Below are 16,106 nucleotides of genomic sequence, written 5' to 3'. Positions count from 1 at the left end.
GATTGAAATGTGAATGTAATATAACGAACATCCTAGTGTAATAGTGTTGAAACAGAACCGTGTTACAATCAATCTCGTGTTACAAAACTAGGGGGTAATGATACGTGAAAAAAATGGCCATGTCTTTTCTTGCTGCAATGATGATTTTCTCAGCTTCTGCGGCACAAGCAGCCGCCGCAACTCACACAGTTCAAAAAGGGGACACGCTTTACAGTATTTCAAAACGTTACAGTACGTCAGTGGATCAAGTGAAGAAGTGGAACAACCTTTCCTCTAATACCATTAAAGTGGGACAAAAGCTTTCAATCGGCAGCACGGCAGCCGCAAGTTCTTCATCGGCACCGGCGCCAGCATCAAAAACAAGCAATGTTAAAAAAGAAATTACCGTTAAATCAACTGCTTATACAGCTTCTTGCAGTGGGTGCTCCGGCATCACCGCAACAGGCATTAACTTAAAGAAAAATCCAAACGCAAAAGTAATCGCCGTGGATCCGAAAGTGATTCCACTAGGTACGAAAGTATATGTTGAAGGCTATGGAGAAGCTGTTGCCGGCGATACAGGCGGCGCGATTAAAGGGAATAAAATTGATGTTCATATGGCTACAAACCAGAAAGCAAAAAACTGGGGTGTACGTACAGTAAAAGTTAAGATCTTAAAATAATCCAAAAGGAAGCTGATGGAAATCAGCTTCCTTTTTTGTTTTTTAATGGAGTCTTTATGTCAGGGTTATTACGAATTCAAGATAATGTTCTCCTTGTAACATTCACGTCACATTTGTACATCGAAGCGTAACGTCCTTTTAAAAACATTACATGGTTTGGCGTGTTACAATGAATCTCGTTAGGCCGGAGAGAGCCGGCTGGTCAAGAGGAACTGAATCCTCAATCGAGCGTTTATCGCGCTTTTATATAAATTAGCCGCTGTCCCTACAGTCACGGAGAAATACAGCTTTAAAAACTCTTGCGTACGTGTGCTTCGTCACACCGGCAGGAACATTCCAGGAGGTTTTTTTATTATGAAAAAGCACATCATGGCACTAGCAGCAACAACAGTAATCGGCGGAGGCGCATTCAGCACCGCAGCATCAGCTAGCTCATATACAGTACAACAAGGCGATACACTATGGAGCATTTCTCAAAAAACAGGTACAACTGTTGAACAATTAAAAGCAGCAAATGGCCTTTCTTCTAATATGATTTACGCTGGATCGACTATTCAAACATCTGGTTCAGCAGGTGGAACAGCTCAAGCTTCTTCAAACGGTACATACACTGTTAAAGCAGGCGACACACTATTTAAAATTGCTACAGCACACGGTATTTCAGTAAGCTCGTTAAAGGCTATTAACGGTCTTTCATCAGATATGATCTACCCGGGTGAGCAGTTGTCAACAAACGGTTCTGCTGCACCTGCTCAAGCAGCACCTGTACAGCAGGCTTCAACGCAAGCAGCTGCTGAGCCGGCTCAAGCATCAGCACCACAAGGCAAAACAATCACTGTGACGGCAACAGCATACACAGCACAATGTGCTGGATGCTCTGGTGTAACAGCAACAGGTATCGACCTTAACAACAATCCAAACAAAAAAGTTATCGCCGTTGACCCGAACGTGATTCCGCTTGGTTCACGCGTATACGTTGAAGGCTACGGTGAAGCCGTTGCTGGCGATACAGGCGGCGCAATTAAAGGAAACAAAATCGATCTTCATGTGCCAAACAACGATGCAGCATACAGCTGGGGCGTACGTACAGTTAACGTAACAATTCTTGATTAATCATTATATACCCCGTTTTTTTAAACCGGCCACAATATAGGCCGGTTTTTTCATTCATTCAATTTGAAGTGTTGCAGCAGGACGCTGCGCTTTTAGCCTTTGATCAATGATTGTGTATGATGTCTAGCTCCAGGCGCCAACGGCTCGAGGTCATAAGCCAAGCCCTCGTGGAGGCAAGAAGCGCCTCCGCAAGGACTAGTCTTATGCTGGTCGCCGATAAACGGGCGCCTTTCGCTTTTCTTTTATGCAAATGAATCGTTTTTGGGGGTCTGCCCGTATATAATAGAAGAAAGAAGAAATGAGGAGTGAGCATGAAACGGTATAAGCATTTGGCAGAAAGTGTCCGGTTTAATCGGCATGGCGGTCATTGGCGTCCGGTCATCACCAGTCACGGAGAATTAACGTTTGCAGGAGAAGGCAGAAGTGCGGTCGTATTTCGCATTGGAGGAACGGATCGGGCACTTAAAGTGTTTTATCCAGATAAAGTGCACATTGCAAAAGAAGAAGCGGATATTTACCGTCTTCTTTCGGGTGTTCCCCATTTCCCTCATTTGCATGAAGCCGGCGGCACCTATATTGTGATCGACTGGGTAGAGGGAAAAACCTTTTTTCAGTGCCTCGAAGAAGGGGTGGAAATTTCTGTCCGCCACATCCGTGAAGCGGACCAGGCGCTTCAAACTGCACGAAAGCGCGGATTAAATCCGTCAGATGTTCATTTAAGAAATATTATGATTACAGCAGAAGGCAGTACGATGATTATTGACGTAGCCCGTTTCCGCCAGACGAAAGATTGTATGAACTGGGAAGATATTAAAACGGCTCATTCCGCTTTTTATATGAAGCCCTTTTTTCCAAAGCGGTGGCCGAAACCGCTGCTTAATATGATTGGTATTTTGTATAAAAAACGGCTGCTGCCGGTTTCCCGGACAGCCCACGCAAAAAATCCGCAGTGACTTTGGTCTACTGCGGATTTTGCTTATGATTCGCCCTTTAATGCATGTCTGACGCTTGCAGCCAGCGCTTCAGCGCCAATTTTGATAATGCGCCTGTCAAATGTCATATGCGGATGGTGAAGACCGGGTGTAAGTCCTGCGCCAAGCCCCATCATACACGCTTTTATATGGGGGCGTTTAATGGTATAAAAGTGAAAGTCATCGCTGCCGGATGTGATGAGTGGATCGGCCAGTGCTTGTTCACCGCACACTTCAATGATTCCTTTCCGTAAAAATGCTTCTGCTTCTTCAGAGACTTCAGCGGCCGGAGTAAAATCCATCCATTCATAGTCAATCTGCACTTCATACAGCATACTGATTTGTTCAATTTTATGCTCGACGGCTTTTTGAAGATCAAGCAGTACTTTATTACGCTGTGCACGGACATCGAGCCCGAACTTACCCGAACCGGGAATGATATTTAAGCTTTGTCCGCCGGCTTCAATGTGCGTCATCTTAGCAGAATACGGCTCAAAAGGCGAGAAATTGATGGTGTTAAGCTGACGGCTCAAAGAAGACATCACTTCAATGGCATTCACTCCCTGGTGCGGCCGTGCGCCGTGTGCGTCATCACCAATCACTTTTCCATGTAAAAAAGCAACAGCTCCGTGGTGAACAGACGGTGTAATTTTTCCGAAAGGCACCTCTTCAATAGGGCGGAGATGAATACCGAACAAGTAATCAACGTCATCGACCACGCCTTTTTTAACCATTTTCAGTGCCCCTGTGCCTGTTTCTTCAGCAGGCTGAAAAATAAATCGAACGGTGCCGCCGCCTTCTGTTACCTGATCCTTTAATGTTAAAATCGTGCCAATCACGATCGACATATGGGCATCATGCCCGCATGAATGATTAGCGCGAAACTCTCCATCTACCTGCTGCCAAAGAGCATCAATATCGGCACGAACCGCCACAACCGGCGAACCGCTGCCAATTTCCGCAATTAATCCCGTACAATCGTCAAATGTATAAGAACGAACGCCTTCTTTTGTTAGAAGCTGTGATATATATGCGGTTGTTTCTGTTTCTTTCCAGCTGATTTCTGGATGCGCATGCAAATGTTCGAAAATCTCAAGAAGTCTATTTTCAAATGTTAATTCCGTTTGAGCCATCGCAAGCCCTCCCCCAGTCATTCTTTCTATTAGTATAAGCGAAAATAAACCTTTTGGCTTGGCAAATAACTGAAAATTCTTATCTTTTTCCTTTTCTCATCAAAAAGCTGATAAAAACAGCAGGAAGTGCCACGACTGCCATGCTTAAAAAAGCAAGGCGGGGCTCTATGTCGTATAAGAAGCCTGCCCCAAATGTTAAAACAGCCGTACTCAGCCCCATTCCAAGTGAAGAATAAACGCCCTGGGCGGCTGGAATTTCCGAAGAGTCGAATTCTTCATTCAGCAGCCGGATAAACGCATAATGTGCCAGCCCGAATGTAAAAGCGTGAAAGACTTGGGCAAAAATATAAACAGGGACCGAAGGAAAGATAAACATGAGAGCCCATCGCAAAACCGCTGCCAGTGCTGCCCACATAAACATGGAACGGACAGAGACGCGGCCAAGGAACCGATCGGCTACCATGAAAAAAAGAATTTCGGCCGCAACCGCAATGTTTAAAATAACCCCCGTCCAAATATTGTTTACCCCAAGATATTCTAAATACAGCACCCCATAATTATAATAAGCGGCATGAGCGCCTTGAATGAGTACGCAGATGAGGAGCGCAGTCACAAAACGGCGTGATCGAAACAGCTGGCGAAGGGGCACATGCCGCAGGTCTCCGCTTTGCTGGAGAACAGATGGTGTGCGGAAAGAAGCCACAGCCGCTGTGAAAATAAGGCTTCCGATTAACATATACAAAATCGCTGTATTGGTAAACATAGCAGTAGCGATGCCGATTAAAAAAACAGATACGGTGTAGCCGATTGAACCCCAGGAACGGCTTTTTCCATAATGAATGTGTTCTGTTTTCATTAACAGGGCACCCGCACTGTCGGCCATTGGCATAATAATCGGGTAAATCAAGCTGAATACAATCATCACCATCAGCAGCGTCATGTAGCTGGAGGCCGGGATAAAAAGAAGGGAAAGAAGGGCCGCAAGTATAGAAAACCATTTGAGAAGCGTGCCGGCTGGAAACTTAGCGCTCAACGCCGGATAAAGAAAAAAGGTAGAAGCTGCACGGATAAACAGTCCAATCGCAATAAGCGTAGAGGCGGTTTCAACAGGCAGCTGCTTTTCCGAAACAAGCCACGCGTTCCAGTAGGGCATAAAAATCCCCCATGAAAAGTAAAAAGCAAAAAACATTAAAGACAGCCAAAACTGTGAAGTAAAAATCATCGAATCTTCCTTTATTTTGTCAGTATTTATCCATTATAGCGAAAATATGATTTTTTTTGCGCGAAAAGAAAAGAATCTTTCTTATATCCTGTTTCTTTTTAACACTTGAGTTTTTCTGAGGGTTTTTGAAGGATATTGAAAAGTGGTGTCGAAATAGGAAAAAGGGACGACTAAGACGAGAAAAAGGAGAATCGGATGGAGAAACCAAATGAAGCAGTGGAAAGCTCGCTTATTTTTGTCAATGGACGGAAAGACGACTGCATGATTCGCTTTATGACGGTTTATCAGGAAGGACTCATACTCGATGCCGAATTTACCCCGTTCGCCCAGCCGGCTGAAAAAGAGTGGCATCTTGGCGAAAAAGGGGCCATTAAAATGATTGTGGCCCACAAGGGAGTGTGGCAGGAGGTCATCATTGATTATAACTTATCAGAAGGCTATTTATATATTACAGCTGTGACAGCATCCTTTTTATCAAAATCGGTGATGATGTCAATCGCCAGGCGTTTTTATATTCGCCGGGGGGAAGCTGTTCAATTCTTATCAGCCCGTGCCCTCCTCCATCATACAGAGGCACAGCCTGAACGCTGTCTCCTGATTGATATTCCGATTCTTTAAAGAACGGCTCTTTTACGGCTCTTTTCAAAAGAGCCGTTTTTTTCTGCTATACTAGTAGAAAAACAGGGGGGAGCGGAATAATGAAGCGTTTTGCAATGTTTTTGGCAGCGGGTTCAGCTGCGCTCATTAGCGGCTGCGGCGGACCGGAAGCACCGGAAAGTGAGCTGGAAGCGTATGTGAGCGAATGGCAGGACAACGATTATGGCGGGATGTATAAACACTTTACGCAGGAAACCAAATCGTCTATGACGAAAAAAGAGTTTACAGAACGATATAAAAATATTATGTCAGATATTGAAATGGACAAGCTTCAAGTAGAGCTGCCAACAGAAGAAGACGTGAAGATGGACAATGATCAGACGGTACGGCTGCCGCTTCAAATCCAAATGGAGACCATTGCCGGACCGATCTCATTTGAAAAAGAAGCGGTAATGAAGCTGGAAGAAACAGATGAGGGTGAAGAATGGCTGATTGATTGGGATCCTTCTTTTTTGCTGCCTGATTACGACGAGGGGGACAAAGTACGCATTCAAACGCTTGAAGCCCAGCGGGGGCGTATTTTTGACCGGAACGGCAGCTCGCTTGCCGTCAACGGAACAGCGGTGTCGATTGGTGTAAACGCCGGCGCCATTGATGAAGCAGGGAAAGCGCAGCTGGCCAAACTGCTTGGCTTAACAACAGAAGACATAAACAAGCAGCTCGGCCAAAGCTGGGTGCAGGACGGGTACTTTGTTCCGCTTCAAACCGCCGCTTCATCCAATAAGGATTTGATCGAAAAAGTGTCAGTTATAAAAGGAGCGGCCACAGCTTCCAAAGAAGTCCGTATTTATCCATACGGCGCTGCTGCCGGACATTTAACCGGTTATACGGGTGAGATCAGCGCAGAAGAGCTAAAAGAAAACAAAGGGTACACACAAGGTGATCAAATTGGGAAACGCGGCCTGGAGCAGCTGTTTGAAGAGCGGTTGAAAGAAACGGACGGCGTGCAGATTTTTATTGAAAAAGAGAAAGAAGAGCCGGTAGTCATCGCGAAGAAGGAGCCGAAAAACGGCCAGGATGTAAAGGTAACCATCAACGCAGAAATGCAAAAAACACTGTTTGAACAAATGGAAGGAGCAGCCGGAACCGCTTCAGCTGTAGAACCGGCTTCAGGAGATGTGCTGGCGCTTGTTTCCTCTCCTTCTTTTGATCCAAACGAATTTGCCCGGGGCATACCCGCAAACCGGTATACCGAGCTTCAAGATAATCCAAAGCAGCCACTCCTAAATCGCTTTGCGGCAGCTTACTCACCAGGCTCCACCATGAAGCCGATTACAGCGTCTGTTGCGATGAAAGCGGGGAAACTGGATCCAGCGGCCGGTAAAACGATTGAAGGGCTTCAATGGCAAAAAGATGCATCGTGGGGCAATTACCGGGTAACCCGTGTCAGTGAGTCGGCGGGTCCTGTAAATTTGGAATCCGCTATCGTGGCATCTGATAATATTTATTTTGCGATGGCGGCGCTTGATACGGGAGCAGATGGAATGAAAGCGGGACTCCAATCTTTTGGATTTGGCGTAGAGTATCCGTTTGCTTATCCGGTGCGTGAGTCGCAGATCTCAAATACCGGTACATTTGATTCAGATATTTTACTGGCTGATACCGGGTATGGCCAGGGAGAAGTACTTACATCAATGACGCATCTGGCTAATGCCTATGGAGCCTTTTTAAACAAAGGAACGATCATGAAGCCGCTCCTGCTTCTTGATGATGAGCCGTCTGTCTGGCAGAAAGAACTTGTGACAGAAGAACAAGCGTCCATCATTCGAAAAGGACTGCGCGGCGTAGTAGAACGTGGAACCGCCCGTGCTGCGAATATTGAAGGCATGGCCATCTCCGGAAAAACTGGCACAGCTGAAATCAAAGAGAAACAAGGAACGACTGGAAAAGAAAACGGCTTATTTGTTTCCTATGATGCAAACAACCCGTCTTTTGTCCTTGCGCTGCTTGTGGAAGACGCGGCGGAAGCGGGTGGAAGCAAAGAAGCGGTCGACAAAGCCCGTGCTTTTTATGTAAAATGGAAAACGTATCGTAAATAAGAAAATATAGGTTTTTATCTAGATCATTAGACTGAAAGAATAAAAGTTTACTAGAAGCGATAAAAAGCAAGAAAAACTAGACGATAGAACTAGAGAGTAGATACGGAGAGTAGAGGAGCGATCCAATGAATAAAACGGTTATTTCTTTAACAGCTGCAGCATTTATCGCAACCGGTGCCGCGTCGGCTGCACATGCTTCAGAACTGTACACAGTAAAAAAGGGTGACACGCTGTTCAGCATCGCCAACCAGTACAAACTATCAGTCGTTCAGTTAATGGAACTAAACAATCTTACGTCAGATGCGTTGTCCATTAATGACCAGCTTATCGTTTCCCAAACAGAAGAAAATGTTCAGGAAGAGCCGAATGAGGTCAAAGCAGAAACAGCGGAGCCGGCAGCAGTTGTGTATACAGCTGCCGCTTCTTCCTACACTGTTCAAAGCGGGGACTCGCTTGGTCTGATTGCTTCCCGCTATAAAACAAGCGTTTCAGCACTAAAACAATTAAACGGTCTTTCAAGCGATGTGATTTATATAGGGCAGAAGCTGAAGGTGAGCGGAAGTGCTTCTTCAAAGCCGGCCAGTACGTCCAAGCCATCGACCTCAACTTCAACGAGTACATATACTGTACAGAGCGGGGATTCTCTTGGCCTGATTGCTTCCCGCTATAAAACAAGCGTTTCAGCGTTGAAGCAATTAAATGCTCTTTCAACGGATGTGATTTACGTAGGTCAGAAGCTGAAGGTGAGCGGAAGTGCCTCTTCTTCAAAGCCGGCCGCTAATACGGGCACGTCGAAGCCATCAACTTCAACCAGCACATACACCGTACAAAGCGGAGATTCTCTCGGACTCATTGCTTCCCGCTTCAAAACAACGGTCTCATCACTGAAGCAATTAAATGGTTTAACAACCGATGTGATTTACGTTGGACAAAAGCTGAAAGTAAGCGGCAGTGCCACTGTTACTCAAAGTCCGTCTTCACCTAATCAACCATCGTCTCCCGTGTCTAATGGTTTATACGTTGTGCAAAGCGGAGATTCATTAGGCGCGATTGCTTCAAGGTATGGAATGACTGTGGCGGCACTGAAACAAATGAACGGCTTGAAATCAGACGTTATTTTCGTTGGACAGAAATTAAAGGTAGCCGGCAGTACGGGTACTGGCAAGACGCCGACACAGGTAAGCAATCCCGCTTCTTCCGGCGGCTACAGTGTCAACACGCTGATCAGTACGGCAAAGTCCTTGATGGGCATTCCTTACGTATGGGGCGGTGCGTCCACTTCCGGCTTTGATTGCAGCGGTTTTATTTATTATGTGTACAAAGCAGCGGGCAAAAGTATTGCCCGAACGAATACAGAGGGCTATTACAGCAGGTCCTATGAAGTTTCCAGTCCGGCAGTAGGGGATCTTGTGTTTTTCAGCAACACGTATAAAAAAGGCATTTCCCATATGGGGATTTATATTGGAGGCGGGCAGTTTATCCACGCCAGCTCTTCGTCAGGTATTACCATTTCAAGTTTAAGCAATTCTTACTTTCAACCAAGATTCACTGCTTTTAAACGATTCTATTAAAAAAACGGTCTCTATCTGAGGCCGTTTTTTAGTAGAATAATTTCCTTGAATATCCTTTTCATTCTTTTATTTGCAAGGAGTGCAGGCAGTTCAGACGAGAGTCGATAAGGCGGCGGACGCGCGGCTTCGCTTTCCATGAGGCAGGCGCTGAGCCCGTCTGCGGCACAGCTTGCCCAGCCGGTCTCAGCCGGCCCCGCTTGTCCCATAGGAGTCTTCGCCGCACATCCGCCGCCTGTGCGGTTAAACAGACTGTACAGCTTAATAGATACATTTTCTCTATCATCAAAGGTAAAAGCGCTTGTGGAGATGCCCTCTTTGTTGATTTTTCTAAACACATGGGGAAGCCGGCCGGACGAAGACTCCTGCGGGATGTACAGTGAGTCGGGAGACCCCGCAGGCGCGTGCGCTGAGGAGGCTCCCGCACTGCCCGCGGAAAGCGAAGTCCGGCCGGCTTCCCTATCGACTCTTCTTAAGAAGCGATGTTTCCCAGAAAGTCTCCAGCCCGCTTTCGGCAATGAAAGTCTTCACAAAAAAAGACTGACGACATTGTCGACAGTCTCGAACGATCCTCCTATAGGATCGTTTTTTAGTTCCGTTTTGGAAGAGCGTTTCGCACATCCTGCAGATGCTGGTCGATATTTTCTTTTGTTACATAAACACCAAATGAGCTTTCAGCCTGGGGACCGGCGTCGATCCGCTTGGCAATTTTTGTGCCGGTTTCCGGATAAAAGTGGTGGCCGTCAAAATAGTTGTTTAAATCGTTGGTCACTTCATTCGGGTACATAAAGTTATAAACCCCGCCATACACATCTACCAGGTCACGCAGCCATTGTTCATAGTCTTTAAGGTGGCCCGTTTCAACAAGTGCGTCAAACAGCTCCATTGAAATCGGTGTCGTATAAACAATTTTTTCTACATTCGGGTGGCGTTTGTTGAATATCGTTAAATATTCCTTGTACCTCGGGTTATACACATAGTGACTTCCATAGAATTCTTGTTTAAAGCGATCAACTTTTTTGGCTGTGTTTTCTTCACGCTCTTTTTGAGAAATTTCTTTAGCATCCGCTACATTTTCCCGATTATATACACGCTCAAGCGACACTTCATTTGTAATAGACATACGGGCATCTTTCAGCGAATACCTCAGCGTATCAAGTGACAGTAAGTTTTTAAACCGGTACAGCGGATCTTCAAACTGTTTCTCATAGTTGGTCAACGCATGTGGCTCGCTGCTTTCCTGTACCGACGATTTAAAGAAATCGACCCCCAAAATCACGCGCTGGATTGGCTGTTCACTATGTTTTTCCGCGAAAGCCAGGAAGGTATCGTACTCGCGAATCGACATATTGCTGACGGAATAATTGTATACCTTCATGCTTTTGAACTCGTGCTGGTCGATATAGGTAGACCGGCTGGACCCGAGCAGGATCGTATCATATAAAAACGGCCGAAAGTAAATCCGATTTGTTTTTTGCTGCCGTTCATTGATCACATCCTGGCGGTCGTTCCAGGCATGCTTCGGGCTGAATGTCCAAAGCGGATCCATTAGGTAGTTAAACGCAGCAAGCGGAACGAGTGTTAGAAACACAATCGAGAAAAAAACAGCTGTAAATCGCCTTGACTGATTCACGTTTATCACACCTTAAAAGTTAAAATAAAGAAACTCAGATACTTTTTGAAGCTGCACTGTACAGTAAATGAACATCACTGCTGCAGCGGCTGCTATCCATAGTTTCGGTTTAAATTCATCCCTCAGCTGAATGGAGTTTTTCCCTAAAAGAACAAGCATCATGACAGCCGCAGTCCACATAAGCACTTCGATAAATGGTGCTCCCAGTTCAAAATTAAATAATGTCTGGCTGCCAAGCGGCAAATGAAGGGCATGAACAAAATCTTTTGGAAGAAGCACACCGTTCAGTCCAATCATGCTGCCAAGGACATTCCAGGCAGTCTCCATATCTGGCGCCCGGAAAAATACCCAGGCAAAATGTACAAAGGTGAATGTTAAAAACCAGGCGAGTAAGCCAGGCATCTTTCGGCCAGACAATGTCCATGCCCGGTTAATCATACTGGCGGCACCATGCAGGATTCCCCACACAACGAATGTCCAGCCAGCTCCGTGCCAAAAGCCGCTGATTAAAAAGATGATAAAAATATTTAGATAGGTTCTGAACTTTCCATGCCGGTTACCGCCAAGCGGAATATAAATATACTGCGTTAAAAACCTGGATAGGGTAATGTGCCAGCACCGCCAAAAATCCTGGATGCTCTTCGCCTTATACGGAGAGAAAAAGTTACGCGGCAAGTGAATATTAAAAAGCAGGCCTATACCAATCGCCATATCTGAATATCCACTAAAGTCAAAGTAAAGCTGAAACGTGTACGCAAGTGTTGTCATCCAGCTGTCCACAAAAGTCAAGCTGTCCGCCATGGCGTAGCCTTGATTGGCCCATACAGCAAACGTGTCAGCAATCGCCACTTTTTTAAACAAGCCGATACTAAATATAAACAGGCCGACTGCTATATTTCTCGACTGAATTCGACGATTTTCCGCTTTTTCGAACTGATCCATTACTTCACTATGATGAACGATAGGTCCTGCAATAAGCTGTGGAAAAAACGTAACAAACAAGCCATAGTTTAAGAAATTATACTCGCTTGTTTCTTTTCGGTAAGAGTCAACTAAGTATGCAATCTGCTGAAAGGTGTAAAAGCTGATTGCCAGTGGCAGCAATAAATTTTTCAGCTCTATATCTGTCTGAAATACATAATTGATATTTTCGACAAAGAAATCGTAATATTTAAAGTATCCGAGCAGCACTACGTTAAAGATAATGCCGATCGTTAAAATGATTCTTCGGCGGCCTTCTGGGCTGTCTTTCCCCAGGTAGCTGCCAATCACAAAATTAATCACAAGAGAGATTAAGATAAGCGGCAGATAAACCGGATTCCAGTATCCGTAAAAAAACAGCGAGCTAAGCAGAAGCCAAACCTTCGCTGCTGTAAAATGCCATCGGCTTAAGAGAAAGTACAAGAGAAACACAAGAGGCAAAAACAGGAAAATAAATTCAAATGAGTTGAAAATCAACGTAATCTCCTCCAACGAGAAACGAATAACGACAGCACTAATCATACTACAGCTCTCAAATTTCGACAATAAGCCGTGAGGCTGCTTCAATAACGAAAATAACAGTTGTAAGTGCAAAAAGATATGATAGAATGGACTTATAGTTTCCGTTTTGTATGTAAATAACTCGTTTTGCTAGAACGTGGTTGGTACAAGCTGTGAGCATCTGTCCGATATGGCAGGTGCTTATTTTATTGTACTCCACTAAAAAAGTGCGCTTATCATCAGTCCAGCTGACGACAAGCGCACTTTTTTATTTGCTTACCCGAACACTCCATTTGGAGAAATCGGCATTTTCTTTTTGAATGAGCGAGGCTGGAAAAACAAATGACCATGGCTTTGTTGTATTCGCTTTTACTTCAAAATCACCGACGTTGAATTGGCCATGGGCAACAAGGTCGCCGGCTGCATCAAAAAGCTGCAAAGGCAGTTTTTCGATATTTACATTCCGTTCATATCCATTTCGAATCAGCAGGGAAATCGTTAAATCTCCATTATCAAGCGTGGCGGCGCTTAATCCCGTAAAATTAAGTTCGTTTTTAGCGGGATTTCCGAGCTTCTCCACAATACGCTTCAAGTTTTCTTTTTGCTCTTCAGGCAGGGTCTTGTCCCATTTTTCATCAAGATCAAGCTTATGCTTGCGCGATGTTAAATCAAACGCAACCGACCAGTTTTCTTTGCCCAGCTCGACCCGTGGATCAAGAGACGCGGCAGGAAAAAGAAACGTCCACGGACGGCTTGAGTCAGCCGGCAGTGAGCCGAGATCTTTTAAATTAAACGTATCCCGCGCTTTGAGTTCATTTTTTTCATTCAGCAAAAGAAGAGGGACCTCGCCGAGTGTAATCTCCCGCTCAACGGTATTGCGGACAAAAGCAGAAACCGCAATACCATTCGGCTGTTCGCTCCACTCAATGCCGGAAAGAGAAAGCTGATTTCGTTTAAGCGGCGGCAGTTCGTTATTTAAAAACCGGAGTACATACATTTGCTCTTGAGAAACCGTCTGGGACGGATGAAGCGACAAGTCTGTTGTTACTTCCTCAGTGCCGGCTTCTGTTTCTCCGCCAGTGACATCGGCGGCAGAAACAGAAGCTTCACGTCCATCATTTTTTAGTGTATCGTCATTTTTCCCTTTTCGTTTAAAGAAAGAAAACATCGGTTAATTCTCCTTTTTCGTTAATTCCGTCATTAAAGCGGCCGTTTTGGCAGAAATAGAACGAAGCAGGTCGCGGTAAGACGTTTGGAAAAGCTGTAGTCCTTCACGTGCATAAATGCGCATCGGATCTTCCTGCTGGTAATGGCGCAGGCCAATGCCTTCTTTTAAGCGGGTCATTTGTTCAAGGTGGTGAACCCAGGCAGTATCCAGATCGGCTGTCATGATCCGTTTAATGCCCTCATCCCAGGAAGGGTCATATTCACTGTTTACCCAGGCGAGATAGTCGGATAAAACAGGTTCAACTGTACGCTCCACTTCTTTTTTGCTGGAGACTTCTTCCGGAAGGGGAACCTCGCGTCCGCCAAACATCGCTTGAAGGTGGCTGGAAAGAATGTCGAGCGCCCATTCTTCGGGTTCCGCTTCCTCATGGCAATAGTGGTCGATTTCTTCCCGGACCGAACGTGTAATCATATCTGCAAGACGATCCTTTTGAGACTCGTCATCGATAATTGCGTTGCGAAGTCCGAAAATAACACCGCGCTGCTCATTAATAACGTCATCGAGCTTTAAGTTGTACTCGCGAATCGAATAATTGGAGCCTTCCACAATCCGCTGAACGCGGTCCACAAATTCGTGTATTTTTTTGTTTGTAACAAGACCTTCGCCGTTTGTCTGTATCTTTTTCTCAATCTTTGCTAAATCGTCCTTGGCAAAACGGCGGAACATCGCGTCTTCCAGTGAAATGATAAATTCACTTGACCCAGGGTCACCCTGGCGCCCGGCCCGGCCTTTGAGTTGGTTGTCGATGCGGCGGCTTTCATGTCGTTCAGTGCCGATCACGTGAAGGCCGCCGAGTTCCGGTACGCCTTCCCCAAGCAGAATATCGGTGCCGCGTCCGGCCATGTTTGTCGCAATGGTAATGTGGCCGCGCTGGCCGGAACGGGAAATAAGCTCCACTTCCTGCTCCACGCTTTTTGCATTTAGCAGCTCAAAAGACAAGCCGGCATCTTCAAAGTGCTGGGCAATTTTTTCGGACTGCAAAATAGAAGTGGTTCCGACTAATACAGGCTGTCCGTTTGCGTGGCGTTCAGCCGTTTCTGCTGTGACAGCGGCGTATTTTTCCTCGATTGTCCGGTAAATGCGGTCAGGCATGTCCACACGCTGCACCGGCCGGTTGGTTGGAACCGGGATGACCTGCATGTTATAAACATCGAGCAGTTCTTTTTCTTCTGTTTTCGCCGTACCGGTCATGCCCGATAAGAATGGATACATACGGAAATAGTTTTGAATTGTAATAGAAGCCTGTGTTTTATTTTCATCCGTTATTTCCAGGCCTTCTTTTGCTTCAATTGCCTGATGAAGGCCGTCTGACAGCGTTCTGCCTTCCATCGTCCGGCCGGTAAACATATCGACGAGGAGAATTTTTCCGTCTTTCACGATATAGTCCACGTCTTTTTCAAACATCACATGCGCCCGGACCGCCTGAATCATATAGTGATAAAGTGTTTGGTGTTCCAGTTCGTATAAATTGTCAATGCCAAATGCTTTTTCGACTTTTTCAATCCCGCCATCAGTTAAGCTGACCGCTTTTGTTTCATCATCTAAGTGATAATCCTCATCCCGGACAAAACGCTTGGCTACACGTGAGCCAATGTAATGAAGGTCAGCGGCAGGCGGCATTTTGCCGGCAATAATAAGCGGTGTTTTGGCTTCGTCGATTAAAACGCTATCTACTTCGTCAATAATAGCGAAATGGTACGGACGCTGAACACGTTGAGAAGGGTGCCAGACCATATTGTCACGCAGGTAATCAAATCCAAATTCTGTTCCAACTCCATATGTAATGTCCGCATTGTAAGCTTCCTGCTTTTCTTTACTGTCCATAAGCGGCACATTTAAGCCAACGCTCAGGCCGAGAAATTCATGAAGCGGCCCGATCGTGTCACGGTCGCGTTTCGCCAAATATTCATTTACGGTAATCACGTGAACGCCTTTGCTCTCAAGGGCGCGCAGGTAGCTTGGCAGGGAAGCGACGAGCGTTTTTCCTTCGCCGGTTGCCATTTCCGCAATGTTGGCATCGGATAAAATCAGGCCGCCAATGAGCTGAACATCGTAATGGCGCATGCCAAGAACACGTTTGGCCGCTTCACGTACAACGGCAAACGCCTCTGTTTTAATATCTTCAATGGAAGCACCGCCGGCAAGACGCTCTTTAAATTCCGCTGTTTTGCCGCGCAGATCTTCATCTGTTAAGCCCTCAATGGCTGCTTCCTGCGCATTGATAGCTGTTACAAGTTTTCGGTATGTTTTTAACTGCCGATCGGCAGCATCTTTTTTTCGAAATAATGAAACCAATTTATTTCACTCCCCAGAATACGTCCACGGGCCCGTCTCATGCGGTTCACAAAGGCATGATAGCTGGATGCCGTGCATGCAGCTGCCCATCCTTATCTTAACA

At 45.8% G+C, this 16,106-nt stretch carries 12 protein-coding genes; 6 read left to right on the top strand and 6 right to left on the bottom strand.

All coding sequences use genetic code 11. From position 1 onward, the window contains the following. Positions 1-104 precede the first annotated feature (104 nt). The 3 genes from RIN81_RS07845 to RIN81_RS07835 all read left to right on the top strand — a co-directional run bounded on the left by RIN81_RS07845 (position 105) and on the right by RIN81_RS07835 (position 2,728). Positions 105-662 (top strand): 3D domain-containing protein, encoded by a 558-nt coding sequence (locus tag RIN81_RS07845; protein ID WP_309089029.1) that lies wholly within the window; start codon positions 105-107, stop codon positions 660-662. Positions 663-1,016: 354 nt separating this feature from the next. After that, positions 1,017-1,775 (top strand): LysM peptidoglycan-binding and 3D domain-containing protein, encoded by a 759-nt coding sequence (locus RIN81_RS07840; protein WP_309089027.1) that lies wholly within the window; start codon positions 1,017-1,019, stop codon positions 1,773-1,775. A 311-nt stretch (positions 1,776-2,086) separates the two neighbouring features. Beyond that, a complete protein-coding gene (locus RIN81_RS07835) occupies positions 2,087-2,728 on the top strand; it encodes a protein kinase family protein (protein ID WP_309089025.1) in 642 nt (213 codons plus the stop codon). Between the two features lie 23 nt (positions 2,729-2,751). Here the strand turns inward: RIN81_RS07835 and RIN81_RS07830 are convergent, their stop codons facing one another. Both RIN81_RS07830 and RIN81_RS07825 read right to left on the bottom strand, forming a co-directional pair. Further along, positions 2,752-3,879 carry an amidohydrolase gene (locus tag RIN81_RS07830; protein ID WP_242231945.1) on the bottom strand — a complete coding sequence of 376 codons (1,128 nt, stop codon included), beginning with the start codon at positions 3,877-3,879 and terminating at the stop codon, positions 2,752-2,754. Positions 3,880-3,958: 79 nt separating this feature from the next. Further along, positions 3,959-5,101 (bottom strand): MFS transporter, encoded by a 1,143-nt coding sequence (locus RIN81_RS07825; RefSeq protein ID WP_309089022.1) that lies wholly within the window; start codon positions 5,099-5,101, stop codon positions 3,959-3,961. Between the two features lie 195 nt (positions 5,102-5,296). On the opposite strand from RIN81_RS07825, the gene RIN81_RS07820 reads away from it, so the two are divergent. From RIN81_RS07820 to RIN81_RS07810, 3 genes are all read left to right on the top strand, one after another. After that, a complete protein-coding gene (locus RIN81_RS07820) occupies positions 5,297-5,719 on the top strand; it encodes a hypothetical protein (RefSeq protein ID WP_242231943.1) in 423 nt (140 codons plus the stop codon). 80 nt (positions 5,720-5,799) lie between these two features. Further along, positions 5,800-7,797 (top strand): penicillin-binding transpeptidase domain-containing protein, encoded by a 1,998-nt coding sequence (locus RIN81_RS07815; protein WP_309089020.1) that lies wholly within the window; start codon positions 5,800-5,802, stop codon positions 7,795-7,797. Between the two features lie 125 nt (positions 7,798-7,922). Then, on the top strand, positions 7,923-9,368 hold the full coding sequence (locus RIN81_RS07810; protein ID WP_309089018.1) for a peptidoglycan endopeptidase: 1,446 nt from the start codon (positions 7,923-7,925) through the stop codon (positions 9,366-9,368). Positions 9,369-9,954: 586 nt separating this feature from the next. Here the strand turns inward: RIN81_RS07810 and RIN81_RS07805 are convergent. The 4 genes from RIN81_RS07805 to secA2 form a co-directional block, all read right to left on the bottom strand. After that, a complete protein-coding gene (locus RIN81_RS07805; protein ID WP_309089016.1) occupies positions 9,955-10,998 on the bottom strand; it encodes a hypothetical protein in 1,044 nt (347 codons plus the stop codon). A gap of 12 nt (positions 10,999-11,010) precedes the next feature. Further along, the gene (locus tag RIN81_RS07800; RefSeq protein WP_309089014.1) at positions 11,011-12,456 is read right to left on the bottom strand and encodes an MBOAT family O-acyltransferase; all 1,446 of its coding nucleotides are present in this window, start codon (positions 12,454-12,456) and stop codon (positions 11,011-11,013) included. Positions 12,457-12,748: 292 nt separating this feature from the next. Continuing rightward, the gene (locus RIN81_RS07795; RefSeq protein WP_309089012.1) at positions 12,749-13,648 is read right to left on the bottom strand and encodes an accessory Sec system S-layer assembly protein; all 900 of its coding nucleotides are present in this window, start codon (positions 13,646-13,648) and stop codon (positions 12,749-12,751) included. A gap of 3 nt (positions 13,649-13,651) precedes the next feature. Continuing rightward, complete coding sequence (gene secA2, locus RIN81_RS07790) at positions 13,652-16,003, bottom strand: accessory Sec system translocase SecA2 (protein WP_309089010.1); 2,352 nt, start codon at positions 16,001-16,003, stop codon at positions 13,652-13,654. Positions 16,004-16,106: the final 103 nt, after the last annotated feature.

It is taken from the genome of Domibacillus sp. (assembly GCF_031181085.1).
Classification (GTDB): domain Bacteria; phylum Bacillota; class Bacilli; order Bacillales; family Domibacillaceae; genus Domibacillus.
The sequence above is the reverse complement of the archived record's forward strand: the minus strand, read 5'-3'. Positions and strand labels throughout refer to the sequence as shown.